This is a genomic window from Pseudomonas sp. FP2254 (assembly GCF_030687695.1).
Taxonomy (GTDB): domain Bacteria; phylum Pseudomonadota; class Gammaproteobacteria; order Pseudomonadales; family Pseudomonadaceae; genus Aquipseudomonas; species Aquipseudomonas quebecensis.
Genome location: NZ_CP117444.1, coordinates 1,839,605 through 1,864,333 on the forward strand (window position 1 = coordinate 1,839,605; position 24,729 = coordinate 1,864,333).

Genomic DNA, 24,729 nt, shown 5'->3' on the forward strand with positions numbered 1-24,729 from the left:
GACTAATAAGACAAGTCCTACGTTCCTTCTTGGGGCTTCGCTGAAACAATTGATGTGTATCTAGATATCCATGTGTCAGATGTTTATATAAACCTTCGTCCTTTGAAATCAGGCCTGATTACTATGATGCTTCTACGTACTCTTGTTCTTGAACGTAACGGCCAGGATGCTCCGGTCAACGGTGCCTTGCTCTGTGGGTTTGCGGTGACTCAGATCGCTTCCAATTTTCTTGTTTACAGCCTGGACGAAGAAGTCGAGCCCGGCAGCTCCAGGGTCTACATCGCGGCATTGCACAAAAAGACCGAACGGTATTTTCTGGATCGCATCGAGTCCAGGGAGCACCTGCAAATCGCGATGCAAGCGTTCAAGCAGATCCTGATGCTGGCCGCTGCATCAAACAATAAGCTGGAGGAGGGGACCGAACCCCAGGTGCCCTACCATTTTGTCGACCTCAAAGGTTGTAAGTTGCCGCCTGCCAGGCCTGAAGATCATCACTCGGTGATCATCAAGAAAGCGCTGGTGATGAAAGTGATTACCCTGGGGATATCGGCCCCTGCGCTGGCGGCGATTGAAAGCGCGTCGCTGATTGTTCCATCCATTCGTTTTTCATCGCAGATGGTCTCGCCGCCCCGGGTCGCGAGCCCGCCGGATCGTGCGCGGCAACCGGTTGTGCAGGATCCGGTTGAGGCGGGACCTGCGGCGCCGGATGGCCCGCCGTCGGCGGTTGAGGCGCAGGCCGAGCTTTGCAGCCCGCAGCTGCTGGAGGCGCCCGACGCGGTGCCCCAGGCGGCTCCCTCCGTTCCCATGGAGCGCCATACCTTGGCGCAAGTGGACAGTACGCTGACAAACCTGGCTCGGGTGGCCCAGGATTTGACCCAGCAAAAGCTCGCTGTCGTCGAGCGGGAGGCGGAACTCGAGCGCTGGCAGGCGCGGTTGCAGCAGGAGCAGCAGCAAATGGATGAGAAGAGGCGGGAGTTGGAGCTGCTCGAGACGCAGCAGCAGGTGCAGGCGCATGCCATGGAACAGAAGGCTGAGGCGCTGAACCTGACTAAATCCCACCTATCGATTTTGCGTCAAAATCTGCAAAGAGCACTGCAGGAGATGGACCAGGGGCTGGCGGGTTGAGGATTGGCGACGCTGGCTACTTTGCGCGGTTCATTTATCATCCACCTCAGTCAGTCGACACCAGGGCCGAGACTCTGGAGCATCGGCGTTCATGGACATTGCCGGGGATGCAAGCGTTTGAGTACCAAGCTGATTACCAAAGAAGGTCATGAGGCGCTGAAGAAAGAGCTGGATTACCTGTGGCGCGAAAAGCGCCCGGACACCACGCGTAAAGTCACCTGGGCGGCCTCGCTGGGAGACCGCAGCGAGAACGCCGATTACCAGTACAACAAGAAACTGCTGCGCGAGATCGACCGCCGGGTGCGTTACCTGCGCAAACGCCTGGAAGACATGCGTGTGGTGGAGTACTCCCCTGAGCAGGAAGGCAAGGTGTTCTTTGGCGCGTGGGTCGACATTGAAAACGAGCAGGGAGAAACCAAACGGTTTCGCATCGTCGGCTATGACGAGATTTACGACCGTATGGATTACATCTCCATCGATTCGCCGATGGCCCGCGCACTGCTGCGCAAGGAAGTGGACGACGAGGCGATTGTGCAGACGCCAACCGGCGAGGTGTGCTGGTGGATTACCGCTATCGAGTACGAAAAGTGAACGCTGCAGGCCCGCCGCCCTTGAACGGGGCGGGCCTGTGGCGAATCAACCTTCGCGCAGCACGGTAAGCGGGCTGGCATTGAGCGCACGGCGTGTGCCGAATACGCCGGCCCCCCCGATCAACACAGCACCTATCACCGGCAGCAGCAATAGCCACGGGTGAGGGTGCCAGGCCAGGTCGAACGCATAGCGGTACAACACCCAGGTCACCAGCTCGGTGCCCAGCGCCGCCAGCAACCCGCTGACGGCACCCAGCAGGCCGAACTCGATGCGCCTGGCCGTCACCAGCAATGTGCGCTCGGCACCCAGCGCCCGCAACAGCGCGCCCTGGCGGATGCGTTCATCCAGTGTCGCTTGCAGGCCGGAAAACAGCACCGCCATGCCTGCGGCCAATACGAACAACAGCACGTATTCCACGGCCAGGGTCACCTGGGCAAGGATGCTGCGCAACTGCTCCAGCAGCGCCTCCACCTGCAGGATGGTCACGGCTGGAAACGCGCGGGACAGGTCCACGATCTGCTGATCATGACCCGGTGCCAGGTAAAAACTGGTCAGGTACGTGGTGGGCAGGTTCTTCAAGGTGCCGGGTTGGAAAATCATGAAGAAGTTGGGCTGGAAGTTGTCCCAGTTGATGGTGCGTAGGCTGGTGACCCGCGCCTCGCGATTTTCCCCGCCTATCGTGAAGATCAGATGGTCGCCGAGCTTGAGCTTGAGGCTTTGCGCTACCTTGGCCTCGACCGAAACGCCGGGAATATCGTCTGAAGGTTGCGGCGGCCACCATGTGCCTTCCGTCAGGGCATTGCCCGGTGGCAGGTCGGCGGCCCAGGTCAGGCTGAGATCGCGCTGCACGGCGCGATCACCGCTGGAGTCCTTGCTGACGATTTCCTGCACCGGTTCACCATTGATGCTGATCAACCGTCCGGGCACTACCGGGTACAGGGGAGCCGATTGCGCCTGGACTTCGAGCAGGCGTGCGCCGAAAGCCTCCTTGTCGGCCGGCAGGATGTTCAGGGCGAAATAATTGGGCGCGTCCTTGGGCAACTGGTTCTGCCAGGTGTCGAGCAGTTCGCCGCGCAACAGAGCGATCAAGCCCATGGACAGCAGGATCAGGCCGAACGCTAACGCCTGGCCAGCCGCAGCCAAGGGGTGGCGCAGCAGTTGGCCCAGGCCCAGGCGCCAGGGCAGGGTTGCACCGGCCAGCAGTCGACGCAGGCTTTGCAACAGCAGCAGAAGCAGGCCACCCAGCACCAAAGCGGCCACCACGCCACCGCCGAGCAGGGCGAAGGTCAGCACCAGGTCGAGGCTCAGACGCCACATGATCAGGCCCAGGGCGAATAATGCGGCGCCGTAGACCACCCAGGTGCTGGACGGGATCGGCAGCAGGTCGCGGCGCAACACCCGCAGCGGCGGTACGCGACCGAGTGCAGCCAAGGGTGGCAAGGCAAAGCCGGCAAGGGCGACCAGGCCGGTGCCGATCCCCGCCACGGCCGGTAACAGACCGCCCGGTGGCACATCCGCCGGCAACAGATCATGCAGGAAATAGAACAGGCCAAACTGCGCCAGCCAGCCGAGCAGGGCCCCGGTGAGGCTGGCCAGCAGGCCCAGTACGCTCAGTTGCAGACTGAACAGCAGCATGGCCTCGCGGCGTGACAACCCCAGGCAGCGCAACAGCGCACTCGCGTCAAAACGGCGCGTGGCGAAGCGGTTGGCCGACAGGGCGACCGCCACCCCCGCCAACAGCACGGCCACCAGGCTGGCCATGTTCAGGTAACGCTCGGCCTTGCCCAGGGCTCCACCGATCTGTTGGTTGCCGTCCCGTGAGTCCTGCAGTCGCTGGTTGGCGGCAAGGCCGGGTTTGATCAGGTCGCGATAGGTTTGCAGCGCGGTGCTGCCCTGCGGTCCGCGCCACAGTTCGCGGTAGCTGACACGGCTGCCAGGCTGTACCACGCCGGTGGCCTCCAGGTCGGCGAGGTTGATCATCACCCTGGGCGTGAGGCTGTAGAAATTACCGGCGCGGTCCGGCTCATAAGTGAGCACGCGCGCCAGGCGCAGGGTTTTCATACCCACATCGATGCTGTCGCCGACGTTGAGGTCAAGCGCCGTCAACAGGCGCGCCTCCACCCAGGCTTCACCGGGTTTCGGACCGCCCCCCGGCGTTTCTTCGGCAAAGGGCGCGGCTGCGCTTTTGAGCGCACCGCGCAGCGGGTACTGTTCGTTGACGGCCTTGATGCTGGACAGCTGGATGCCGTTGTCGGTGGCAATCACGCTGGAGAATTCCACCACGCGCGCATGATCCAGGCCCAGTTCGGTGCCGGACCGGACCTGTTCGGGTCGCGCCGGGGAGCTGCCTTCGAGAACCAGGTCGGCGCCGAGAAACTCGGTGGCACGCAGCAGCATGGCGCCGTTGAGGCGCGCGCCGAAGTAACCGATGGCGGTGCTGGCCGCCACGGCCACCAGCAGGGCGAAGAACAATACGCGCAATTCACCGGCACGGGCATCGCGCAATAATTGGCGCATGGCAAGGCTTAACAGACGCAACAGCGGCAAACGTGCCATCAAGGCTCCAGGGGCGCGACCATCAGGCCGGCTTCAAGGCGGATCAGGCGTCGGCAACGATGGGCCAGGCGCTCGTCATGGGTGACCAGCACCAGGGTCGTGCCGCTCTCTTTATTGAGTTCGAACAGCAGGTCGCTGATGCGCTCGCCGGTGTGGCTGTCGAGGTTGCCGGTGGGTTCATCGGCGAACAGCACGTCCGGCTCGGCGGCGAACGCGCGGGCAATCGCCACGCGTTGCTGCTCGCCACCGGATAACTGACGTGGCGAGTGGGTCAGGCGCTGGCCCAGGCCCACGCGCTCCAGCAGGTGCCTGGCGCGTTCGCGGGCGTCTTTACGGCCGTCCAGTTCCAGCGGCAGCATGACGTTTTCGAGGGCGTTGAGGCTGTCGAGCAGTTGAAAGGATTGGAAGACGAAGCCCACATGCTCGGCGCGGATGCGCGCCCTTTGGTCTTCGTCGAGGCTGCTTAAGGCACGCCCGGCGAGGGTGACTTCGCCACCGCTGGGCAGGTCGAGGCCGGCCAGCAGGCCCAGGAGCGTGGATTTGCCGGAACCTGAACTGCCGACGATAGCCAGGCTGTCGCCCTTGTTCAGTTCCAGGCTCAGTTCGTGCAGGATAGTCAGTTCACCTTCCGCGCTGGGAACCACTTTGCTAAGGTTCCGCGCGGTGAGAATGCTTGCGCCCATGGAGAATCCGATGCGAATGTGGTTTTTGAGTGCTGGCCTGGCCTTGATGTGCATGGCGCAGAACGCAGCGGCGGGTACAGTCCTGATCGTTGGCGATAGTATCAGTGCCGGTTTCGGCCTGGATACCCGCAAAGGGTGGGTGGCATTGCTGGAGCAACGCCTCAAGAAGGAAGGTTTCGACGATAAAGTCGTCAACGCTTCCATCAGCGGCGACACCAGTGCCGGCGGCCTCGCGCGGCTGCCGGCGGCGCTTGCGGCGCATAAGCCGCAGGTGGTGGTTATCGAGTTGGGCGGCAATGACGGCCTGCGCGGCCAGCCACCTGCGCAATTGCAACAAAATCTTGCTTCGATGATTCAGCAGTCTCAGGACAGCGGAGCGAAGGTGCTCCTGCTGGGCATGCAGATTCCACCCAATTATGGAAAGCGCTACGTCGAGGCTTTCAACAAAGTCTTCGGCGATGTGGCGCAGCAAAAAAAGGTGCCGCTGGTGCCGTTTTTCCTGGAGGGGGTCGGCGGTCATCCCGAGCTGATGCAGGCCGATGGCCTGCACCCGGCTGTGGGTGCCCAGGACAAGTTGCTGGAAAATGTCTGGCCATCGCTCAAACCGCTGTTATGACGCTTTTCTACCGGCAGGCTTTCGGCTAAGGTGGCGCCCCCCTGATTTGGAGCCCTCGATGTCGCGTCCTGCCTGGTCCCTGTTTAATTACCAACTGATCGAGCCGGACGAGCAGCTGGATCTGTTCGCCTGCCAGGAAGTGCGGGTGCATCTGGTGACGCGTCAATTGGAACTGGGTGGCTCCATCGACCGTACGCTGTGCGGCACTTTATTGCCGGCCCAGCCACGCTGGTCGCTGGTGGATCGTTCGATCTTCCAGGATCAGCGCCTATGCCCCCTGTGCCGGGCTATCCTTGAATCCCAAAAGCGCGGCACCCCGCCGATCTGGCCGGAACTGCGGTTTGAGCTTTAGAAGCAGCTGCAGGCGTGGAGCTATAAGTTGTAAGCTAGCGATTCGCCTTTAACCTACCCGTCGTTCTGCGAAGGATTTTTCGGATGTTCTCGCGCCTTTCCGTCGTTACCTGCTGCCTGTCTCTTGCTGCCCTGTGTGCGGCCGGCCCGGCGGCGGCCCTGCAGTTGCCCTTGCCACCTCCGGGCGAAGACATCGTCGGCCAGGTCCAAGTGATCAAGGCCAAGTACGAAGACACCTTTGCCGACCTGGGCACCACCTATGACCTGGGCTATTCGGAGATGGTTGCCGCCAACCCTGGCGTGGATGCCTGGTTGCCGGGCGCGGGTACGGAGATTGTGCTGCCGACGCGCTTCATCCTGCCGCCGGGGCCGCGCGAGGGTATTGTGATCAACCTCGCGGAATACCGGCTTTATTACTACCCCAAGGGGCAGGACGTGGTGTACACGTTCCCGCTGGGGATCGGTCGTGAAGGATGGGGCTCGCCGATTGCCCACACCAGTATCATCGCCAAGACGCCGAACCCGACCTGGACGCCGCCGGCCTCGATCAAGGCCGAGCATGCCGCCAATGGCGACCCGCTGCCCAACGTGGTGCCCGCCGGGCCGGACAACCCGTTGGGTCCGTTCAAATTCACCCTGGGCACGCCGGGTTACCTGATCCACGGCTCCAACATGAAGTTCGGTATCGGCACGCGTACCAGCCATGGCTGCTTCCGTATGTTCAACAACAACGTGCTGGAGATGGCCGGCATGGTGCCGGTGGGCACATCGGTGCGCATCATCAACGATGCCTACAAGTTCGGCAGCAGTGGCGGCAAGGTGTACCTGGAGGCGCACACGCCCTTGAACGATGACGGTACGCCGTCGGTGGTCGACAAGCACACCGCTGTGATCAACGCCCTGCTCAAGCGTGAAGACCTGGCCAATAACCTGCGGGTGAACTGGGATCAGGTGCGTGATGTAGTGGCGGCGGAAGACGGCTTGCCCACCGAAATCGGCGTGCCTGGCGCGGCGCCCATGGTTTCCAGTGCGCCGATCGATCTGCAGCAGTAAGCCTGCGTCCTTCTGAACCCGCCGCGGCGGGTTTTTTATTGGCCGGGTTCATGGGGAACTCCAGGCAATAAAAAGCCGATCCAAAAATGGATCGGCTTGGTAACAACCCCGAGGGACTATTACTTGCGGCTAGCTTTTTCAAGCATGCGCAGAGCGCGCTCGTTAGCTTCGTCAGCAGTCTGTTGTGCTTTTTGAGCAGCAGCCAGAGCTTCATCAGCTTTACGGTAGGCTTCGTCTGCACGAGCCTGGGAGCGAGCTGCTGCGTCTTCAGTTGCAGTCAGACGAGCTTCGGTTTCTTTGGAGACGCTGCTGCAACCGGTAGCCAGAACTGCGGCCAGAGCCAGAGCAGAGAATTTCAGAACGTTGTTCATCGTGTTCCCCTTCAAGGACTTTCTGTTAAATGGCTACTTCTCAGATTGAGCTTATAGCCGGCGTACATACTACCCATTACTTGTAGTAAGTAAACTGACGTTGCGCAAGAAGCAAAAAAAATTCTCGCAGCGAATCTGTTTTGGCTAACCTTTCGTAGGGTTGTATAAAAACTGTTCAATTTTTTGCCCGTGCACACCGCTGAAGGTCAGCTGAGAGGGCCGGCCGGCATGCGTTGCGCCTTGTACACAGATGAAAAATTATATAACTACCCAGGCACTTTCGTTGCGCCTCATGGCGTCTGGACAGGCATCTTTTTAAGCATATAGAGGTGACTTTAAGAGCGCCTGTTCGTCTCAAGGTTCAACTGCCGGCAATGTTCAGGCTTTCGATCTTCCAGAGGTCGAAGCCCTTTCTATATCCGCCAGCGGCGGGGGATGGTGCATGCGCCTTGAGCAATTGCAGGATTGGTGCCTACTATTCCCTACGGGCTGGTTGTGAGCGCTATAGGTTTCTCGTTGTCGAAACCGGCACGGGTTGGCGTAGATGTTCCTTCGCCGGAAAAACATCGGTAAGGTAAGGGTCACACACCAAGACCCGCGAGGAGTAGTGATGAGCGAGGCGTTGTCCATCCACCATGACCAGACAGGTCATCAGTTCGAGACCACTGTGGACGGTCATCGTGCCTACCTGACCTACATGGATCTCGGCAAGCAGACCCTGGATATCTATCGCACCTTCGTGCCCAACGCGCTAAGAGGCCGTGGCATTGCGGCGGCGTTGACCGAGGAGGCGTTGAAGTTCGCAGAAAAGGCGGGCTACACGGTGATCCCGTCCTGCTCCTACGTGGAGCGCTACATGGAGCGCCATCAGCGCCATGCCGCAAAGCTGTAAGTTTTAGGCAACTGCACACAAAAACGCCGGGTTCAGCCCGGCGTTTTTGTGTGCACGATACGAGGCGGGTTCAGCCGCGTGTGCGCTTGGGCAATACGTCCCTGAGCTTGGCGTGCATGCTGCGCAAGGTGTTTTCGGTGGCGGCCCAATCGATGCAGGCATCGGTGATCGATACACCGTACTGCAAATCGGCCAAGTCCTTGGGAATGGCCTGGCAGCCCCAGTTCAAGTGGCTCTCGACCATCAGGCCGATGATCGACTGGTTACCTTCCAGGATCTGATTGGCGACGTTTTCCATTACCAGCGGCTGCAGGGCCGGGTCCTTGTTGGAGTTGGCGTGGCTGCAGTCAACCATGATGTTCGGCTTGATCTTGGCCTTGTTAAGCGCCTGCTCGCACAGCGCGACACTGACCGAGTCGTAGTTGGGCTTACCGTTGCCGCCCCGCAGCACCACATGACCGTAGGCATTGCCCTTGGTGGTGACGATGGAGACGCCGCCTTCCTGGTTGATACCCAGGAAACGGTGAGGGCTGGACACCGACTGCAGCGCGTTGATCGCCACGGTCAGGCCGCCGTCGGTGCCATTCTTGAAGCCCACTGCCGACGACAGGCCGGACGCCATTTCGCGGTGGGTCTGGGATTCGGTGGTGCGCGCACCGATGGCCGACCAACTGATCAGGTCCTGCAGGTACTGCGGGGAAATCGGGTCCAGCGCTTCGGTGGCGGTGGGCAGGCCCATTTCTGCCAGGTCCAGCAGCAATTGACGGCCGATGTGCAGACCGTCCTGGATCTTGAACGAGTCGTCCAGGTACGGGTCGTTGATCAAACCCTTCCAGCCAACGGTGGTGCGCGGTTTCTCGAAGTAGACGCGCATGACCAGGTACAAGGTGTCGGACACTTCCGCTGCCAGCACTTTGAGACGTTCGGCGTATTCGTGGGCGGCCTTGAGGTCGTGGATCGAGCAAGGGCCGATTACCACAAACAGGCGGTGGTCGGTGCCGTCAAGAATGTTTCGAATGACTTCGCGGCCCTTGGTGACGGTCTGCAGGGCAGACTCGCTCAACGGGATTTCGCGCTTGAGCTGATCTGGGGTGATCAGGGTCTCGTTGGATTCGACGTTTAGGTCATTGATCGGTAAATCAGCCATCGTGTTACTCGTCAGGGTCACGGGTGCCGGCCGCCAGCCATTCCCGTGCGGCGGTGCACAGCATGATTTGGATGCAGGGGGGAGGAACCTTAGCGCGTAATACGGGCCCGCGACAATGGGCTGGGCGGGTTTAATCCCGCGCCGGCTGCACAAACGCTTCGTGGGAGAACTCCAGAGCATGACGCGCCACCCACTCTCGGGCCAGGGCCTCGAACTGCAGCGGTGTCGGCTGTGCATCATCGTGCTGGCGGCAGTAGCGTTCTATCCGGCATGCTTGTTCCCCCATTCGCGCGCCGAACAAGGCATGTTCGTCGGTAAACGAAATGCCCACGCGATAGCCGCTTTCCACCTTGCGGCACCAGGCCACGTACCCTGGATAGCGCGCACTGGCGCCCAGTGAGGGAATATGCAAGTCAACTGCGCTGCCCTGGCGCCAGGCGCGGGGCGACTGGCAGGCGACACCGCCCAGGCCGACGGCGTGCAGGCGTTGGCGGGGAATGGCAGGGGAGGGACGTTGGATTAACTCGACAGCGACATCATCAGGGTGAGGTAAAAAACGACCCATGTACACGGACTCCGAGCACCGTCCCGTTGACGGCGGTGGCAGCAGTATAGTGAAGGAACTGGAATTGACCGACCTGGATATTGACCAGCAATTGCTGGTATTGCCAGGGGTTTCGCTGCTGGTATTCGTCAGCGCCGGTTGTGCCAGTTGCCGCTGGGCACGCCAGCAATTGCCGGGCTGGCGCTTGGCGGTGGACCGTGTGTGCTGGGTGGATGCGGGGAATAATGGCGGCGCGGTGGAGCGATACCAGATCTTTCATTTGCCGGCGCTGTTTGTGGTGTGCGAGGGTCGATTCCTTGGGCAATTACAGACACGTCTTACACCCGCGGCCATTACCGAGGCCGTAAATGAAGCGCTAACCCGTCTACCTGAGGAATTGCCATGACAGCAGTTGCACCCCACTCGCCGCGTATCGGCATCATCGGCACCGGCGCCATCGGTGGCTTCTACGGCTTGATGCTGGCGCGCGCCGGGTTCGATGTGCACTTCCTGCTGCGCAGTGAATATGCCGCAGTGAGCGCCCATGGCCTGCGGGTGAACAGTAAGGTGCATGGCACTTTGCACCTGCAGCCGGTGCAGGCCTATGCCCGTGCGGCCGATATGCCACCCTGCGATTGGTTGCTGGTGGGCACCAAGTCGACCGGGAATCTGGAGCTGGCTCCGACCCTGGCCCAGGTGGCGGCCCCGGACGCCAAGGTGGTGTTGCTGCAAAACGGCCTCGACGTCGAAGACAGCCTGCGCGAACACCTGCCCCCGTCGCTGCACTTGCTGGGTGGCTTGTGCTACATCGGCGTACACCGCTCCGGCCCCGGCGTTGTCGAGCATGAGGCGTTGGGGCGGGTTAATCTGGGCTACCACAGCGGCGCGGCAGCCAATGATGAGGGGCGTCGGACAGCAATAGTCGAAGCCGGTGCCGCGTTGTTTCACCAGGCCGGGATCGAATCCCAGGCCATGGCCAATGTGCATCAGGCGCGCTGGCATAAGTTAGTGTGGAACGTGCCGTTCAACGGGCTCTCTGTGCTCTTGAAAACCGGCACCACCGCCATGATGGCCGACGAATCGAGCCGCGAGCTGATCCAGGCGCTGATGGCCGAAGTGGTGCAGGCTGCCCACGCCTGCGGCCATGACATCCCGGCAAGCTACGCGGGGCAGATGTTCGCCATGACCGAAACCATGGACGATTACCTGCCCAGCATGTATCACGACTATATGCACAAACGCCCGTTGGAACTGGCGGCGATCTATGCGCGCCCGCTATCGGCCGCCAGGGCCGCCGGGTGCGAGTTGCCGCGCATGCGGGCGCTCTATCAGGCCTTGAGCTTTATTGATCGGCACAACCGCTGATTCGGGGGGACGCACATGGCAAAGGGATTGGGCGACAAGCTGGTGCTGGCGATTTCATCGCGGGCGCTGTTCGACCTCGGCGAAAGCCACAGGATTTACCTGGCCGAAGGTGTGGAGACCTACCGTAAATATCAGATCGACCACGAAGAAGAGATTCTCGAGCCCGGCGATGCCTTCCCGCTGGTCAGGAAACTGCTGAACCTCAACGCCAGCCTGGGCCGCGCCCGGGTCGAGGTGGTGCTGGTGTCGCGCAACAGTGCCGACACCGGACTGCGGGTGTTCAACTCGATCCAGCATTACGGCCTGGATATTTCCCGCGCCGCTTTCGCCGGAGGGCGTAGTCCATATCCTTATTTGGCAGCGTTCGGTTGTCATCTGTTTCTTTCCACCCATGCTGAAGATGTGCGCAGTGCCCTGGATGCCGGCTTCGCGGCGGCGACGATTTTGTCGGGCGGTCCACGGCGGGCGTGCAGCGAGGAGCTGCGGATCGCCTTTGACGGTGACGCGGTGCTGTTCTCCGATGAGTCCGAGCGCGTGTACCAGGCCGGTGGGCTGGCGGCGTTCCAGGCCAGCGAGCGCGAGTCGGCGCGCCAGCCGTTGCACGGCGGGCCGTTCAAGGGATTCCTCGCGGCGTTGAATTTGCTGCAGCGTGAGTTTCCCGATGAGGCGTGCCCGATCCGTACGGCCCTGGTTACCGCGCGTTCGGCGCCTTCCCATGAGCGGGTGATTCGCACCTTGCGGGAATGGGACATCCGGCTGGACGAATCGCTGTTTCTCGGTGGCCTGGAGAAGGCCGCGTTCCTTGAGGCGTTTGCCGCCGATGTGTTTTTCGATGACCAGGCCGGTCATTGTGAGAAAGCCAGGGAGGTGGTAGCCACCGGGCATGTGCCCCATGGCATCAGCAACGAAGTCGGAACCCAGGTCTGAAGCAGTCGAAATCAATGCGGCGCTGCTAAGCTGATTTGATCTGCGCCATCCTGGCCGTCCAGGAGGTTTTTATGATTGGTTCGATGCTGTACGCCACGGACCTTGGTCTGTACGCGCCGTACGTGATGCAACATGCATTGGCGCTGGCGCGAACGTTCAAGGCGGATCTGTATGTGATTCACGTGGTGGAGCCGATCGGGCTGTTTGCCGAATCGGTGCTGCACAGTTATCTCGATGAACAGAGCCTGAATGAGTGGCGTAGCGAGGGCCTGCGCACAATGATTGCCACCATCGAACAGCGGGTACTGGACAGTTTTCGTGAGGAGTTGGGGGAGGGGGGGCAGGATTTGCAATTGATCCGCTCGGTGCGCGTGATCCAGGGCGATCCTTGCGAGGTGATACTCGACCAACTGCGTAAACTTTCCGTGGACCTGTTGATCGTAGGAAGTCACAGCTGCGCCAGCGCGGCGGCCACGCCACTGGGGCGCACGGCTTCGCGGGTGGTGCAGCTGTCCACGGTACCGGTTTATCTGGTGCCGTCGCTGCAACGTCGACGAAGTGATGACGTGTGAGTGGAGTAAAGGATAAAAAGTTCTAGATTTATCCTCCAAACCTTTAATATAGTTATATACCGTCGCTGATACCCGTGGCGTCTATCTGCTTTGAGGGATTGATATGAAGCTTCAACAACTGCGCTACATCTGGGAAGTGGCGCACCACGACCTCAACGTTTCCGCTACTGCTCAAAGCCTTTACACCTCGCAACCCGGTATCAGCAAGCAGATCCGCCTGCTCGAAGACGAGTTGGGCGTCGAAGTGTTCGCGCGCAGCGGCAAGCATCTCACCCGTGTCACGCCGGCCGGTGAGCGCATTATCACCACCGCCGGCGAAATCCTGCGAAAAGTCGAAAGCATCAAGCAGATCGCCCAGGAATTTTCCAACGAGAAAAAGGGCACCCTGTCGATCGCCACCACCCACACCCAGGCGCGCTATGCGCTGCCTCCAGTGATCCGCGATTTCATCAAACAGTACCCGGACGTGGCGCTGCACATGCATCAAGGCTCGCCGATGCAGATCGCCGAGATGGCCGCTGACGGCACCGTCGATTTCGCCATCGCCACCGAGGCGCTGGAGCTGTTCGGCGATCTGGTCATGATGCCCTGCTACCGCTGGAACCGTTGCGTGGTGGTGCCTCAGGGCCACCCGTTGGCCAAGCTGCCGAAGCTGACCCTCGAAGCCCTCGCGGAATACCCGATCGTGACCTATGTGTTCGGGTTCACGGGGCGTTCCAAGCTCGATGAGGCCTTCAGCCATCGCGGCCTCACGCCCAAAGTGGTGTTTACCGCCGCCGATGCCGACGTGATCAAGACTTACGTGCGCCTGGGCCTGGGCGTGGGCATCGTCGCCAAGATGGCGGTGGACACCCAGCTCGATAAAGACCTGGTGGTGCTGGATGCCAGTGAGTTGTTCGAGTCCAGCGTGACCAAGATCGGCTTCCGTCGCGGAACCTTCCTGCGCGGGTTCATGTGCGATTTCATCGAAAAATTCGCCCCGCACCTCACCCGTGAAGTCATGGCCAAGGCTATCCAGTGCCACAACAAGCAGGAACTGGAGGAGCTGTTCGACGGTGTGGAGCTGCCGGTTCACTGATTGGCCCGGCCCGTGGTGGCCGTTTTGCGATAGCGCGCCGTTCGAATCAACTTTGCGTCCTTAGGTGGTGATTCGAGCGCGCGCTCAAGTTATTTGGCCTCGGTAACCGTGAAGTGTTGCCGAGCGCCTGCCACCAGAATCTCCACGTCATCCCCTTCGAATTTGCCCAGCAGGTTTTTGCCCAGAGGCGAGCGCGGGGTAATGACGGTGACCGGCTGGCCCACCACGTCCACTTTCAACCCCGCCCCATCGGGCGCCAGGAACAGCCACTGCTGGCGCCCGTTGTCATCTTCCAGGCCCAATAGCGCGCCGACTTCTATGCCGCGCTGGTCATCGTATGCCCGCAGTTGTAGGTTCTGGCACAGCGTCAGCGCCTGTTTGATTTCCTCAACCCGTTTAGCCTGCCCGGCTGCCAGGTAAGAGGCCTCCAGCCCCAGCGTGTCGTATTTGTTCTCGGCGATGTTTTCTTCGTGGGTCGCGGTTTCGTACGCGGTCTGCGCGGCCCGTTGGGCGATGTCGAGATCATCGCCGAGCTTTTCCAGAATGAGTGTGTGGACAGCGTGTTTATTCATAGTCATCAATCGCAGAATTGCAGGACATTGGCCCGGGACTTCTCGTTCGGTGCGTTCTGGTCCTGTTGCAGCCAGAACTGGCATTTGGGGTTGGACAGATTGCGCGCGTTATTACGCGCCTGATCAAGCGCCTGCTGTTGTTCCTGTTTCTGCAGGTTCTGCTGATACTGCTCGAACATTGGGTTGGGCGGCTGCGGCGCGGCGGCGGCGGGCTTGCCCACCTCTTGCACCGCCTGGGCGACGGGCGCCAACGCTTGGGGGAACAGGTAGCGCGAAGCCAGCCAGGTGGTCAGCGCAATGGCGACGAACCCCAGCCAAAGGCCGAGGGCAATGGCGAGTATCAGCTTGAACGGCGATAACGGACGGTCAGACATGGCGGCCTCCTGGCAGGCATTGACGGCGTGACGGCGATTGTCGCACAGCCACTGTGCAGAATAATCGCGATCAAGCCTTCTGCATCCGCGCATTTATGCGGACAATCGAGCCTTTGATCGATGGAGCCCGGAATGAAAGCCCGCTGGGATATTTTTTGCAGCGTTGTCGATAACTACGGCGACATCGGCGTGACCTGGCGCCTGGCCCGGCAATTGGTGGTTGAGCACCGTTGTGACGTGCGCTTGTGGGTCGATGACCTGCGCGCCTTCGAGCGCATGTGCCCGGACATTGATGTGCGGCAAGGCATGCAATGGCAGGAAGGCGTCGAAGTGCGTCATTGGCCGGCCGAGTGGGTGGACGCGCCTGCGGCGGATGTGGTGATCGCCGCGTTCGCGTGCCAGTTGCCGCCTGACTACATGGAAGGTATGGCCGCACGTGAACGCACGCCATTGTGGATGAACCTGGATTACCTCAGTGCCGAAGAGTGGGTGGTAGGGTGTCACAAGCTGCCGTCGGTGAAGTTCAAGGGCGTGCAGAAGTACTTCTTCTTTCCCGGGTTCCGGCCCGGCACGGGCGGTCTGTTGCGTGAGGCGGGATTGCTGGAGCGACGTACGGCGTTTCAGCAGGATGTCAGTGCGCAGCAATATTTCCTACAGTCCCTCGGCGTGTATCCCGCAGTCGGTGCGCGGCTGATCTCTCTGTTTGCCTACGAAAACGCCGGACTGGGCAGTTGGCTGGAAGTGTTATCGACGGACGGGCGTGCCACTCATCTGTTGGTTCCCGAGGGGCGCATTCTTGGCGATGTGCAGCGCTGGCTGGGCCTGGACCGGCTGACAGCGGGAGACATCCAGCAGCGCGGATCACTGACCGTGCAGGTCATTGCGTTCGTGCGCCAGGAGCAATATGACCGCCTGTTGTGGTGCTGCGACTTCAATGCCGTACGCGGCGAAGACTCGTTCGTGCGCGCCCAATGGGCCGGGCGCCCGCTGCTGTGGCACATCTACCGTCAGGACGAAGACATTCACCTCGATAAGCTCGATGCCTTCCTTGAGCTGTACACCGCCGCCTTATCGGCGGCGGCAAGGGCGGCGTTGATCGGGCTTTGGCAAGCCTGGAACGCGGAGGCCGATATGGCTCAAGCGTGGAAAATGCTGCTGGAACATTGGCCGGAGGTGAGCCAACACGCCCAAACATGGTGTCTGGAACAGGGGTTGCAGACCGATCTTGCGACGGCGCTGGTACAGTTTTATGAAAGTTGGATATGATACGCGACCTTGATTTTTGTAAATCCCATCCAAATTTCGGATATACGTAATGAAAACTGGTAAAGAACTGAAACCCGGTACAGTGATCCGTCTCGAAAACGACCCTTGGCTGGTTCAGAAAGCTGAGTTCACCAAGTCTGGTCGTAACAGCGCAATCATGAAGACCAAGCTGAAGAACCTGCTGACCGGTTACAAGACCGAGATCGTCTACAGCGCCGACGACAAACTGGACGACGTGATCCTCGACCGCAAAGAAGCGACCCTGTCCTTCATCAGCGGCGACACCTACACGTTCATGGACACCACCGACTACACCATGTACGAGCTGAACGCTGAAGATATCGAAGCCGTTCTGCCGTTCATCGAAGAAGGCATGGAAGACGTCTGCGAAGCGATTTTCTTCGAAGAGCGCCTGGTTTCCGTAGAGCTGCCGACCACTATCGTGCGTAAGGTTGCCTACACCGAAGGTTCCGCCCGTGGCGACACTTCCGGCAAGGTGATGAAGCCTGCCAAACTGAGCAACGGCACCGAACTGCAAGTGGCCGATTTCATCGAAATCGACGACCTGATCGAAATCGACACCCGCGAAGGTGGTTCGTACAAAGGTCGCGCCAAGAAGTAATTCTGGCTGTGCCGATACGAAAAAAAGCCCGACCTAGCGTCGGGCTTTTTCGTGGGCGCTGCTTGATTACTTCAGGTGTTGCTTAAGCTCATCCGACGCCTGCAGCAGTGCCGAACGCACCGCCGGCACCTGGCTGACTACGTTGAGCAACCCGTAATCGTGGATCATGCCGTTGTAGCGCACAGCCGTCACCGGTACCCCGGCTTCATCCAACTTACGGGCATAGGCCTCGCCCTCGTCGCGCAGCACGTCGGCGCTGGCGGTCTGCACCATGGCCGGCGGCAGGCCTTTAAGTTGTGCGGTGGTGGCGCGCAGCGGTGAGGCGTAGATCTCGGCGCGCTGTTTAGGGTCGGTGGTGTAGTTGTCCCAGAACCACTTCATCATGTTCCTGGTGAGAAAGTACCCTTCGGCGTATTGGTTGTACGAAGCCGTCTCGAAGTTGGCATCCGTCACCGGCCACAACAGCAGTTGGAACTTGATCGCCGGCGTGCCCTTGTCTTTGGCCATCAGGCTGACCACTGCAGCCATGTTGCCGCCGACACTGTTGCCCGCCACTGCCAGGCGCTTGCCGTCGACATTAATTTCCTTGCCGTGCTCGGCCACCCACTTCGTGGCCCCGTAGGCCTGATTGATCGCCACCGGGTAATGCGCTTCGGGTGACGGTGTGTAGTTGACGAACACCGCCGCGGCTCCCGAACCTGCCACCAGGTCGCGTACCAGGCGCTCATGGGTCGGATAATCCCCCAGCACCCAGCCGCCACCGTGGAAGAACATAAACACCGGCAATGTGCCCTTGACCCCGGCCGGACGCACGATGGTCAGGTCCAGCGGCTGGCCGTCGACCTGGATGGTTTTGTGGCTCACGTCCGCCTCGGGCAGCGTCAGCTTAACCCCGGCCTGAGCTCCGGTCAGCACCGCGCGGGCTTCCTTGGGCGTCAGTTGTTCGATCGGCTTGCCGGTGCCGCTGTTCAACGCATCCAGAAAGGCCTGGGTGCTGTGTTCCACATCGCCGGTTGCGGCAAATGCGTTGCCGATGGACAGGGCGAGCAGTGTGCCGGTGAGCGCTTTACCAATGGTGTTCATGTGCTTCTCCTTGGGCGGCAGAGGTGATCAGACGGTTACGTGCAGACGTACATCAACGTTGCCACGGGTGGCGTTGGAGTACGGGCAGACCTGGTGAGCCGCGTCGACCAGGCTTTGCGCGTCATCCTGGGCCAGGCCGGGCAGGCTGATATGCAGATCGATGTCCAGGCCGAAACCGCCGGGGATCTGGCCGATGCCCACGTGGGCAGTGATTGCCGCGTTGTCCGGGACCTTGCGCTTGGTCTGGCCGGCGACGAACTTCAACGCGCCGATGAAGCAAGCCGAATAACCGGCGGCAAACAATTGTTCAGGGTTAGTGGCCTGGCCACCGGCACCGCCCAATTCTTTGGGGGTAGAAAGTTTGACATCGAGAATGTTGTCGCTGGAAACAGCACGACCATCACGGCCGCCGGTGGCGGTGGCTACTGCGGTATAGAGTGTTTGCATGGTAAAGCCCTCGATTTGTTTAGCGCTAAAAGTTTGCGCGCTAAGTAGTTGGTGAGAGCAAATGTATAGCGCTAATGTTTAGTGCGCAAGATAAATTCACAACTATTTTTTGAGGCGCTGCAAACCGGGGGTACGAGAGGGCTTATGTCGATGACGGTATGACATGACAGGCGGGCTGGCGGACCCCAGGCTATCGGGGTCGCGAGCCCACGCTCACCTGGGTGTGGCGGTGTTCAGATCGCGTTCTGCAGGTTGCCGCGCAATGCCAGCAAGTCAGCCTGTAGCTTGCGCAGTTGCTCAAGCTCCAGACCACTGGCGCCAAGAATGCACTGAGGAATGCCCATGGCCTTATCCTGCAAGGCGCGGCCGGCGTCGGTAAGCTCCACCACCACTACGCGTTCATCCTCACGACTGCGGGTACGGCTGAGCAGGCCCTCTACCTCCAGGCGTTTGAGCAGGGGGGTCAGAGAGCCCGGATCGGTCAGCAGACGGCTGCTGATTTCACCGACGGTCAACCCATCTTCTTCCCACAACACCATCATGGCCAGGTACTGCGGATAGGTCAGGCCAAGCGCTTGCAGCAACGGTTTGTAGACCTTGGTCATCAGCAGCGAGGTGGAGTGCAGCGCGAAGCACAGCTGGTTGTCCAGCATCAAGGATTCGCAGGGTGCGGGATTTTTGCTCATGGGTGGTGCCTTAAAAAATAGGTCTGATTTTGAATCTAGCGGGCAAATCTTTAATGCGCCAGGTAATTCTGACCCGCCGTTCAGACCAGCCCGCTTTGCAGCGCCAGGTCCCAGGGCGGCACCGGGCTGAAACGTGACTTGAGGTATTCAAGCAACAAACGACTGCGCGCATTGGGCTGCTGTTCCAGGCGCAGCGCGTAGATCCCGGTGGTTTCCGGGTTGGGCAGGCCTTCCTGGCAGAACAAGGGCAACAGTTCGCCGCGCACCAGATATTCACTGGCCAGCCAGGTCGGCAGGTGAGCGATACCTAATCCGGCCAACGCGCCGCAAAGCAGAGCCTCTGCGTTGTTGGCACTCATGCGGATACGCTGCGGGCGGTAAGTGGCACGGCGCCCGTCGAGTTCGAAGCGCCAGGCGAACATCGGTGCCAGGCCATCCCAGTCCAGGCCGTCGTGGTTGCTCAATTCACGAGGGTGGGTCGGCGTGCCGCGACTTTTCAGGTACGCCGGGCTGGCGCAGGCGATGCGCACGATACTGGCCAGAGGAGTGGCGATCAGCCGCGTATCGACGATATGGCCGGCGCGCAGCACCAGGTCGACTTTGCCCAGATGTGCGCCCTGCATGTCCACGAAGCTGTCGATCAGATGCAGGTGCACATCCAGTCCGGGGTACACGTTGAGAAAGTCGGCGATCACCGGCGCCAGGTGACGTCGACCGAAGGCTGCCGGCGCGTCCACCCGAATCAGGCCTTCCGGCGCGTGACTCAGGGACACCGCTTCGGCTCTCGCCAGTTGCAGCTCGCTGACAATCCGCCGCGCGCGCTCGGCAAACGCCATGCCCGCCGGGGTCGGCACCACCGCGTGGGTGCTGCGTTGGAACAGGCGACTGCCAACCGAATTTTCCAGACTGTCGATACGCCGGGCCACTGCCGACGGCGTGATCGGATGGCGACGCGCGGCGGCGGAAAAACTGCCGGTCTCCAGCACATCCAGGAAAAGACTCAGTTGATCGGTCAGGGTATTGGGATTCATGGCGGCTGCTTGTGCGAGATCGGCATAGCCATTGTGCGTTGCTGTGCGTTTCCGCGCCAGGCACGACTGCGTAGCATGCAAGGTCTTGGGGTATGCGGAGTCACACACGGTGTTGGATGTAGCGATTTACCTGGTATTGGGCGCGGCCCTCGGCACGGTCGGCGGGCTGTTTGGCATTGGTGGCGGGCTGATTGCTATCCCGGTGCTGGGCGTGCTGTTCGGCCTGGATCAACAGATTGCCCAGGGCACGGCGCTGGTCATGGTGGTGCCCAACGTGATGCTGGCGCTGTGGCGCTATCATCAACGCAACCGTATCGAATTGCGCCACGCCTTACCGTTGGGCGTGATGGGGTTTATCTTCGCCTGGCTGGGATCGATCTGGGCGGTTGGTCTGGATGCCGGGGCGATGCGCATTGGCTTTATCGCGTTTTTGCTGGTGCTGTCGGCTTACAACGTGCTGCGCATGTTCACACGCAACGCGCCGCCTACGGCGCACATGCGCTACAGCTGGCCGTGGCTGGGCGTGTTGGGTGCGGCGTCCGGTTCCATGGGTGGTTTGTTCGGGGTCGGCGGCGCGGTCGTCGCCACACCCGTATTGACCAGCGTGTTCGGCACGACCCAGGTAGTCGCGCAAGGCTTGTCGCTCGCGCTCGCTCTGCCCAGCACCAGCGTGACCCTGGTGACCTATGCCTGGCATCACGAAGTGGATTGGATGATCGGTATGCCGCTGGCCATCGGCGGGTTGCTCAGCATCAGCTGGGGCGTGAAAGTCGCCCATGCGATGCCGGAACGGCTGCTGCGCGGCTTGTTCTGCGGCTTTCTGGTGGCGTGTGCGGTGATGTTGATGTTCAAAGTCTGAAGCCTTCACGGATGTAATCGGCCAGGCACTCGGTGATCGGCGAGGTCATCGTTGCGTTGCGCAACAAATGCAGGTTCATCGACGGCAGCGGCGGGAAGCCTTCGTCGCTGCCGAGCACGCGCAACTCCTCGGTCACCAGGCTTTCCATGCAGATCATCACCGCCAGCCCGGCGTTGACCACCGCCTGGATCGCCGCGACGTTGGTGCTGTGATAGGCCAGGCGATAGTCCCGTCCGGCCGCCTCCAGCGCGGCGCGGGTCCATTGGGTATAGACGCAATCGTTGCCGGACACCGCCAGTGGCAGCGCGTCGTGTTCGTCCGCGCAAAAGCACGGGGACGCGGCCCACACCATGCGCTCGGTACGCAGCAGCTCGCCGAGTTCGTTGCCCGGCTCGCGGCTGACCACGGTTAACGCCAGATCCCGTCGCTGCATCAGCACCGCTGACGACTCACAATGCATCTCGATCTGGATCAACGGATACGCCTTGGAAAATGGCTTGAGAATACCCGGCAGGAAGCGCATCACGTAGTCGTCAGGCGTGCCGATGCGCACCAGCCCGACCATATGCGGCTCACGCAAGGTGTTGAACACTTCGCTGTGCAGCTTGAGGATGCGCCGCGCATACCCCAGCAACACCTGGCCCTCCGGCGTCAATCGCACCTGGCGACCCTCGCGCTCAAACAGCTTGCGCTGCAGCACATCTTCCTCCAGGCGCTTCATCTGCATGCTTACCGCCGACTGAGTGCGGTTGACCGACTCACCGGCGCGGGTAAAACCGCCATGATCGGCAATGGCCACGAAGGTGCGCAGTACGTCTGTATCGATACTTGGGTAGCCGGACAATTGATCAATCTCGGAGATGTGTTGCATAAGAAACATTCGTTGGATTGATCATAGCCCCGCGCACACACTGGCGTCATCCCCAAGGGAGGGTGACAGGATGAAAGGTCAGAAAGGTTTTGTGCTGTTGGCGAAGCGCCCGTTTGCCGGGCTGTTTCAGGTCGTGAGCCGGTGGCAGGCATTGCATCAGGAGCGTCAGTTGCTGGCCACTTTGAGCGACGACGCATTGAAGGACCTTGGTCTCAACCGCGCTGACGTTGAGCGCGAGCGTCATCAGCATTTTTGGCAGGACCCGCTGCGAAAATAGCCATGGATGCAGTAGGGTAGGCGGCGAGGCCCGATGGAGACTGACATGCCCGCCGACCCGTGTTTTTCACTCAAGCAAGCGCGCCGCCTGGTGTTGGCGGCCCAAGGCTTCGCCGGGCGGCAGCCGCCGGCGCTGATCAAGGCCGCTCATGTAAACCGCTTGATCGAGCGTCTGGGGGTACTGCAGATCGACTCGGTCAACGCGTTGGTGCGTGCCCATTACCTGCCGCTGTTTTCGCGCCTGGGCAGCTATTCCCCGTCGATTCTCGAACAAGCGGCCTGGAGTCAGGGGCGGCGGCGTTCGTTGTTCGAGTACTGGGGGCATGAGGCCTCGTTGCTGCCGATGGCGCTGTACCCATTGATGCGCTGGCGCATGGCGCGCGCGCAGCAGGGGCAGGGCATTTATGCGCAGATGGCGCGTTTCGGTCGTGAACAACAGGCGGTGATCCAGCGCGTGCTGAAGACCGTGGAGCAACAGGGAGCGCTTGGCGCGGGCAGCCTGTCGACCCGAGCAGAGCGCGCCGGGCCGTGGTGGGACTGGAGTGACGAGAAGCACGCGCTGGAATGGCTGTTCGCGGCAGGCCTGGTCACTGTGGCCGGTCGACGTGGCTTCGAGCGTCTGTACGATTTGCCGGAGCGGGTCATCCCCAGCGATATCCTGCGCATCCGCGTAAGCGAAGCCGAGGCTCAGCGCGCGCTGTTGTTGCACAGCGCCACCGCCTTGGGCGTGGGCACCGAAAAAGACCTGCGTGATTACTTTCGACTGGATCCCGCCGACAGCCGCACTCGCCTCGCCGAGCTGGTGGATGCGGGCCAGTTGCTCAGTTGTCGGGTGCAGGGCTGGAAGCAACCGGCGTACTGCCTGCCAACCCCAACCGTGCCGCGCAAAGTGCTGGCCAGTGCCTTGCTGTCGCCGTTCGATTCACTGATCTGGGAGCGCAGCCGCACTGAACGTCTATTTGATTTCCGCTACCGGCTGGAGATCTACACCCCGCAACACAAGCGGGTGTACGGCTATTACGTGCTGCCGTTCCTGCACAATGAACGCATCGCCGCGCGGGTTGACCTGCGCGCCGAACGTGCCCACTCGCGCCTGGCGGTGCATGCGGTGCATGAAGAAGAGCCGGGCCTGGACGAGGAAGGGATGCAAGCGTTGGCCGTGAATTTGCGCCAGATGGCCGACTGGCTGGGGTTGCAGCAGATACAGCTCAATTGCCAAAGGCCCAGTGCCGATCGATTGCGCAGCGCGATGATCGGCTTGGATGTTGGCCGTTAGGGCCTTATCGCGGGCAAGCCCGGCTCACACAGGGAATGCTTTGCATCGAACCCTGCATTCCCTGTGGGAGTGGGCTTGCCCACGAGGGCGTCGGCCCAGTCTCAGCGTTTGACCTGCTTCAACGTCTCGGCAATCAGGAACGCCAGTTCCAGCGATTGATCGGCATTCATCCGTGGGTCGCAGTGGGTGTGGTAGCGGTCTGACAAGCCATCCTCGGTGATCGGCCGGGCGCCGCCGATGCATTCGGTGACGTTCTGCCCGGTCATCTCGATATGGATCCCGCCGGCATAGGTGCCCTCGGCCTGATGCACCTGGAAGAACGCTTTCACCTCCGCCAGGATCTGCGCAAAATCCCGAGTCTTGTAGCCGCTGCTGGCCTTGATCGTATTGCCGTGCATCGGGTCGGAACTCCACAGCACCTGCTTGCCCTCGCGCTGCACGGCGCGGATCAGGTTGGGGAGGTGGTCGCCGACCTTGCCGGCGCCCATGCGGGCGATGAGGTTGAGGCGGCCGGGGTCGTTGTCCGGGTTGAGGATGTCGATCAGGCGGATCAGATCGTCCGGGTCCATGCTTGGGCCGACCTTGACCCCGATCGGGTTGTTCACCCCGCGCAGGAATTCGACATGGGCGCCGTCCAATTGGCGGGTGCGGTCGCCGATCCACAGCATATGGGCCGAGCAGTCGTAATAGTCGTTGGTCAGGCTGTCCCGGCGTACGAAGGCCTGTTCATAATTGAGCAGCAACGCTTCGTGGGCGGTGAAGAAGCTGGTTTCGCGCAGTTGCGGCGAGCTGTCCATGCCGCAGGCACGCATGAAAGCCAGGGTTTCGTCGATGCGGTCGGCCAGTTGGCTGTACTTGTCGGCCAGCGCCGAGTTGGCAATGAAGTCCAGGTTCCATTTATGCACCTGGTGCAAATCGGCAAAGCCGCCCTGTGCGAACGCGCGCAGCAGGTTGAGGGTGGCGGTGGACTGGTGGTAGGACTGCAGCAGGCGGTCCGGATCGGGCACGCGGCTTTTTTCGTCGAAGCCGATGCCGTTGACGATGTCGCCGCGGTAGGCGGGCAGGGTGATGCCGTCGATGGTTTCATCATTGGCGGAGCGTGGCTTGGCGAATTGGCCGGCCATGCGTCCGACTTTCACCACCGGGCACCCGGCGGCAAAGGTCATCACGATGGCCATCTGCAGCAGCACCTTGAAGGTGTCGCGGATTTTTGCGGCGGAGAATTCGGCGAAACTTTCGGCGCAGTCGCCACCCTGCAGCAGAAAAGCCCGGCCCTGGGTCACTTCGGCAAACTGGCGGCGCAACTCGCGTGCTTCCCCGGCAAACACCAGCGGCGGGTAGCTGGCCAGGCTCTGCTCCACCTGCAACAGGTGCGCGGCGTCCGGGTAGTGGGGTTGTTGCTGGATCGGCAGGGCGCGCCAGCTCTCGGGGCTCCACGGTTGGCTCATCTTGAACTCGATTGGCTGATTGACGGTCGGGCGCCAATGTTATCAGC

The 24,729-nt window shown here is 61.1% G+C and carries 29 protein-coding genes; 16 read left to right on the forward strand and 13 right to left on the reverse strand.

The window, feature by feature from the left end; translation table 11 throughout:
• Nucleotides 1-123 precede the first annotated feature (123 nt).
• Both PSH94_RS08505 and greB read left to right on the forward strand, forming a co-directional pair.
• Nucleotides 124-1,125 carry a hypothetical protein gene (locus tag PSH94_RS08505; RefSeq protein ID WP_305437114.1) on the forward strand — a complete coding sequence of 334 codons (1,002 nt, stop codon included), beginning with the start codon at nucleotides 124-126 and terminating at the stop codon, nucleotides 1,123-1,125.
• A 117-nt stretch (nucleotides 1,126-1,242) separates the two neighbouring features.
• Complete coding sequence (gene greB / locus PSH94_RS08510) at nucleotides 1,243-1,716, forward strand: transcription elongation factor GreB (RefSeq protein ID WP_253511476.1); 474 nt, start codon at nucleotides 1,243-1,245, stop codon at nucleotides 1,714-1,716.
• A 45-nt stretch (nucleotides 1,717-1,761) separates the two neighbouring features.
• On the opposite strand, the gene PSH94_RS08515 is transcribed toward greB, so the two are convergent.
• Nucleotides 1,762-4,272 carry an ABC transporter permease gene (locus tag PSH94_RS08515; RefSeq protein ID WP_181081849.1) on the reverse strand — a complete coding sequence of 837 codons (2,511 nt, stop codon included), beginning with the start codon at nucleotides 4,270-4,272 and terminating at the stop codon, nucleotides 1,762-1,764.
• Entirely contained in the window at nucleotides 4,272-4,955 is a 684-nt protein-coding gene (locus tag PSH94_RS08520; protein WP_181081850.1) for an ABC transporter ATP-binding protein, read from the reverse strand. Before PSH94_RS08520 ends, PSH94_RS08515 begins: the two co-directional genes overlap by 1 nt.
• 10 nt (nucleotides 4,956-4,965) lie before the next feature.
• Here PSH94_RS08520 and PSH94_RS08525 point away from each other — a divergent pair, with 10 nt between their 5' ends.
• The 3 genes from PSH94_RS08525 (at nucleotide 4,966) to PSH94_RS08535 (ending at nucleotide 6,975) form a co-directional block, all read left to right on the forward strand.
• Nucleotides 4,966-5,571, forward strand: coding sequence for an arylesterase (locus PSH94_RS08525; protein ID WP_181081851.1), 606 nt, complete (start codon nucleotides 4,966-4,968; stop codon nucleotides 5,569-5,571).
• Between the two features lie 58 nt (nucleotides 5,572-5,629).
• Nucleotides 5,630-5,923: a hypothetical protein gene (locus PSH94_RS08530; protein WP_003172705.1), complete on the forward strand. Its 294-nt coding sequence runs from the start codon at nucleotides 5,630-5,632 to the stop codon at nucleotides 5,921-5,923.
• An 83-nt stretch (nucleotides 5,924-6,006) separates the two neighbouring features.
• Nucleotides 6,007-6,975 carry a L,D-transpeptidase family protein gene (locus PSH94_RS08535; protein WP_181081852.1) on the forward strand — a complete coding sequence of 323 codons (969 nt, stop codon included), beginning with the start codon at nucleotides 6,007-6,009 and terminating at the stop codon, nucleotides 6,973-6,975.
• A gap of 119 nt (nucleotides 6,976-7,094) precedes the next feature.
• Here PSH94_RS08535 and oprI read toward each other — a convergent pair whose 3' ends face one another.
• On the reverse strand, nucleotides 7,095-7,346 hold the full coding sequence (gene oprI, locus PSH94_RS08540; RefSeq protein ID WP_003172710.1) for an outer membrane lipoprotei OprI: 252 nt from the start codon (nucleotides 7,344-7,346) through the stop codon (nucleotides 7,095-7,097).
• Nucleotides 7,347-7,956: 610 nt separating this feature from the next.
• Here oprI and PSH94_RS08545 point away from each other — a divergent pair.
• A complete protein-coding gene (locus PSH94_RS08545; protein WP_181081853.1) occupies nucleotides 7,957-8,238 on the forward strand; it encodes a GNAT family N-acetyltransferase in 282 nt (93 codons plus the stop codon).
• A 70-nt stretch (nucleotides 8,239-8,308) separates the two neighbouring features.
• On the opposite strand, the gene PSH94_RS08550 is transcribed toward PSH94_RS08545, so the two are convergent.
• Both PSH94_RS08550 and PSH94_RS08555 read right to left on the reverse strand, forming a co-directional pair.
• Entirely contained in the window at nucleotides 8,309-9,385 is a 1,077-nt protein-coding gene (locus tag PSH94_RS08550; RefSeq protein ID WP_181081854.1) for a 3-deoxy-7-phosphoheptulonate synthase, read from the reverse strand.
• 130 nt (nucleotides 9,386-9,515) lie between these two features.
• Nucleotides 9,516-9,950 (reverse strand): PilZ domain-containing protein, encoded by a 435-nt coding sequence (locus PSH94_RS08555; protein WP_181081855.1) that lies wholly within the window; start codon nucleotides 9,948-9,950, stop codon nucleotides 9,516-9,518.
• Between PSH94_RS08555 and PSH94_RS08560 the strand changes: the two genes are divergently transcribed.
• The 5 genes from PSH94_RS08560 (at nucleotide 9,949) to cysB (ending at nucleotide 13,871) form a co-directional block, all read left to right on the forward strand.
• Nucleotides 9,949-10,335: a thioredoxin gene (locus PSH94_RS08560; RefSeq protein WP_181081856.1), complete on the forward strand. Its 387-nt coding sequence runs from the start codon at nucleotides 9,949-9,951 to the stop codon at nucleotides 10,333-10,335. The genes PSH94_RS08555 and PSH94_RS08560 overlap by 2 nt on opposite strands.
• Entirely contained in the window at nucleotides 10,332-11,294 is a 963-nt protein-coding gene (locus PSH94_RS08565; protein WP_181081857.1) for a putative 2-dehydropantoate 2-reductase, read from the forward strand. Before PSH94_RS08560 ends, PSH94_RS08565 begins: the two co-directional genes overlap by 4 nt.
• A 15-nt stretch (nucleotides 11,295-11,309) precedes the next feature.
• Nucleotides 11,310-12,221, forward strand: a complete 912-nt coding sequence (locus PSH94_RS08570; protein ID WP_181081858.1) for a 5'-nucleotidase — start codon at nucleotides 11,310-11,312, stop codon at nucleotides 12,219-12,221.
• Nucleotides 12,222-12,292: 71 nt separating this feature from the next.
• On the forward strand, nucleotides 12,293-12,793 hold the full coding sequence (locus PSH94_RS08575; RefSeq protein ID WP_181081859.1) for a universal stress protein: 501 nt from the start codon (nucleotides 12,293-12,295) through the stop codon (nucleotides 12,791-12,793).
• A 103-nt stretch (nucleotides 12,794-12,896) separates the two neighbouring features.
• Complete coding sequence (cysB, locus tag PSH94_RS08580; RefSeq protein WP_017849520.1) at nucleotides 12,897-13,871, forward strand: HTH-type transcriptional regulator CysB; 975 nt, start codon at nucleotides 12,897-12,899, stop codon at nucleotides 13,869-13,871.
• An 89-nt stretch (nucleotides 13,872-13,960) separates the two neighbouring features.
• Here the strand turns inward: cysB and PSH94_RS08585 are convergent, their stop codons facing one another.
• Nucleotides 13,961-14,443, reverse strand: coding sequence for a GreA/GreB family elongation factor (locus PSH94_RS08585; protein ID WP_181081860.1), 483 nt, complete (start codon nucleotides 14,441-14,443; stop codon nucleotides 13,961-13,963).
• A gap of 5 nt (nucleotides 14,444-14,448) precedes the next feature.
• On the reverse strand, nucleotides 14,449-14,817 hold the full coding sequence (locus PSH94_RS08590) for a hypothetical protein (protein ID WP_181081861.1): 369 nt from the start codon (nucleotides 14,815-14,817) through the stop codon (nucleotides 14,449-14,451).
• Between the two features lie 132 nt (nucleotides 14,818-14,949).
• On the opposite strand from PSH94_RS08590, the gene earP reads away from it, so the two are divergent.
• Both earP and PSH94_RS08600 read left to right on the forward strand, forming a co-directional pair.
• Nucleotides 14,950-16,083: an elongation factor P maturation arginine rhamnosyltransferase EarP gene (gene earP / locus PSH94_RS08595; RefSeq protein ID WP_305437119.1), complete on the forward strand. Its 1,134-nt coding sequence runs from the start codon at nucleotides 14,950-14,952 to the stop codon at nucleotides 16,081-16,083.
• 49 nt (nucleotides 16,084-16,132) lie between these two features.
• On the forward strand, nucleotides 16,133-16,705 hold the full coding sequence (locus PSH94_RS08600) for an elongation factor P (RefSeq protein ID WP_003172723.1): 573 nt from the start codon (nucleotides 16,133-16,135) through the stop codon (nucleotides 16,703-16,705).
• A gap of 66 nt (nucleotides 16,706-16,771) precedes the next feature.
• Here the strand turns inward: PSH94_RS08600 and PSH94_RS08605 are convergent, their stop codons facing one another.
• From PSH94_RS08605 to PSH94_RS08620, 4 genes are all read right to left on the reverse strand, one after another.
• On the reverse strand, nucleotides 16,772-17,788 hold the full coding sequence (locus PSH94_RS08605; protein ID WP_266248607.1) for an alpha/beta hydrolase: 1,017 nt from the start codon (nucleotides 17,786-17,788) through the stop codon (nucleotides 16,772-16,774).
• 27 nt (nucleotides 17,789-17,815) lie between these two features.
• Entirely contained in the window at nucleotides 17,816-18,235 is a 420-nt protein-coding gene (locus PSH94_RS08610; protein ID WP_181081564.1) for an organic hydroperoxide resistance protein, read from the reverse strand.
• A 233-nt stretch (nucleotides 18,236-18,468) separates the two neighbouring features.
• Nucleotides 18,469-18,921, reverse strand: coding sequence for a MarR family winged helix-turn-helix transcriptional regulator (locus PSH94_RS08615; RefSeq protein WP_253511496.1), 453 nt, complete (start codon nucleotides 18,919-18,921; stop codon nucleotides 18,469-18,471).
• 80 nt (nucleotides 18,922-19,001) lie between these two features.
• Nucleotides 19,002-19,952, reverse strand: coding sequence for a LysR family transcriptional regulator (locus PSH94_RS08620; RefSeq protein WP_305437122.1), 951 nt, complete (start codon nucleotides 19,950-19,952; stop codon nucleotides 19,002-19,004).
• Nucleotides 19,953-20,061: 109 nt separating this feature from the next.
• On the opposite strand from PSH94_RS08620, the gene PSH94_RS08625 reads away from it, so the two are divergent.
• Entirely contained in the window at nucleotides 20,062-20,811 is a 750-nt protein-coding gene (locus PSH94_RS08625) for a sulfite exporter TauE/SafE family protein (RefSeq protein ID WP_285428963.1), read from the forward strand.
• Here PSH94_RS08625 and PSH94_RS08630 read toward each other — a convergent pair.
• The gene (locus PSH94_RS08630) at nucleotides 20,801-21,682 is read right to left on the reverse strand and encodes a LysR family transcriptional regulator (RefSeq protein WP_181081568.1); all 882 of its coding nucleotides are present in this window, start codon (nucleotides 21,680-21,682) and stop codon (nucleotides 20,801-20,803) included. The genes PSH94_RS08625 and PSH94_RS08630 overlap by 11 nt on opposite strands.
• A gap of 70 nt (nucleotides 21,683-21,752) precedes the next feature.
• Here PSH94_RS08630 and PSH94_RS08635 point away from each other — a divergent pair, with 70 nt between their 5' ends.
• Nucleotides 21,753-21,959 (forward strand): DUF1127 domain-containing protein, encoded by a 207-nt coding sequence (locus PSH94_RS08635; RefSeq protein WP_181081569.1) that lies wholly within the window; start codon nucleotides 21,753-21,755, stop codon nucleotides 21,957-21,959.
• Between the two features lie 45 nt (nucleotides 21,960-22,004).
• Nucleotides 22,005-23,234 carry a winged helix-turn-helix domain-containing protein gene (locus PSH94_RS08640; RefSeq protein WP_305437126.1) on the forward strand — a complete coding sequence of 410 codons (1,230 nt, stop codon included), beginning with the start codon at nucleotides 22,005-22,007 and terminating at the stop codon, nucleotides 23,232-23,234.
• A 101-nt stretch (nucleotides 23,235-23,335) separates the two neighbouring features.
• On the opposite strand, the gene PSH94_RS08645 is transcribed toward PSH94_RS08640, so the two are convergent.
• Nucleotides 23,336-24,682: a class II 3-deoxy-7-phosphoheptulonate synthase gene (locus tag PSH94_RS08645; RefSeq protein WP_253511505.1), complete on the reverse strand. Its 1,347-nt coding sequence runs from the start codon at nucleotides 24,680-24,682 to the stop codon at nucleotides 23,336-23,338.
• Nucleotides 24,683-24,729 lie beyond the last annotated feature (47 nt).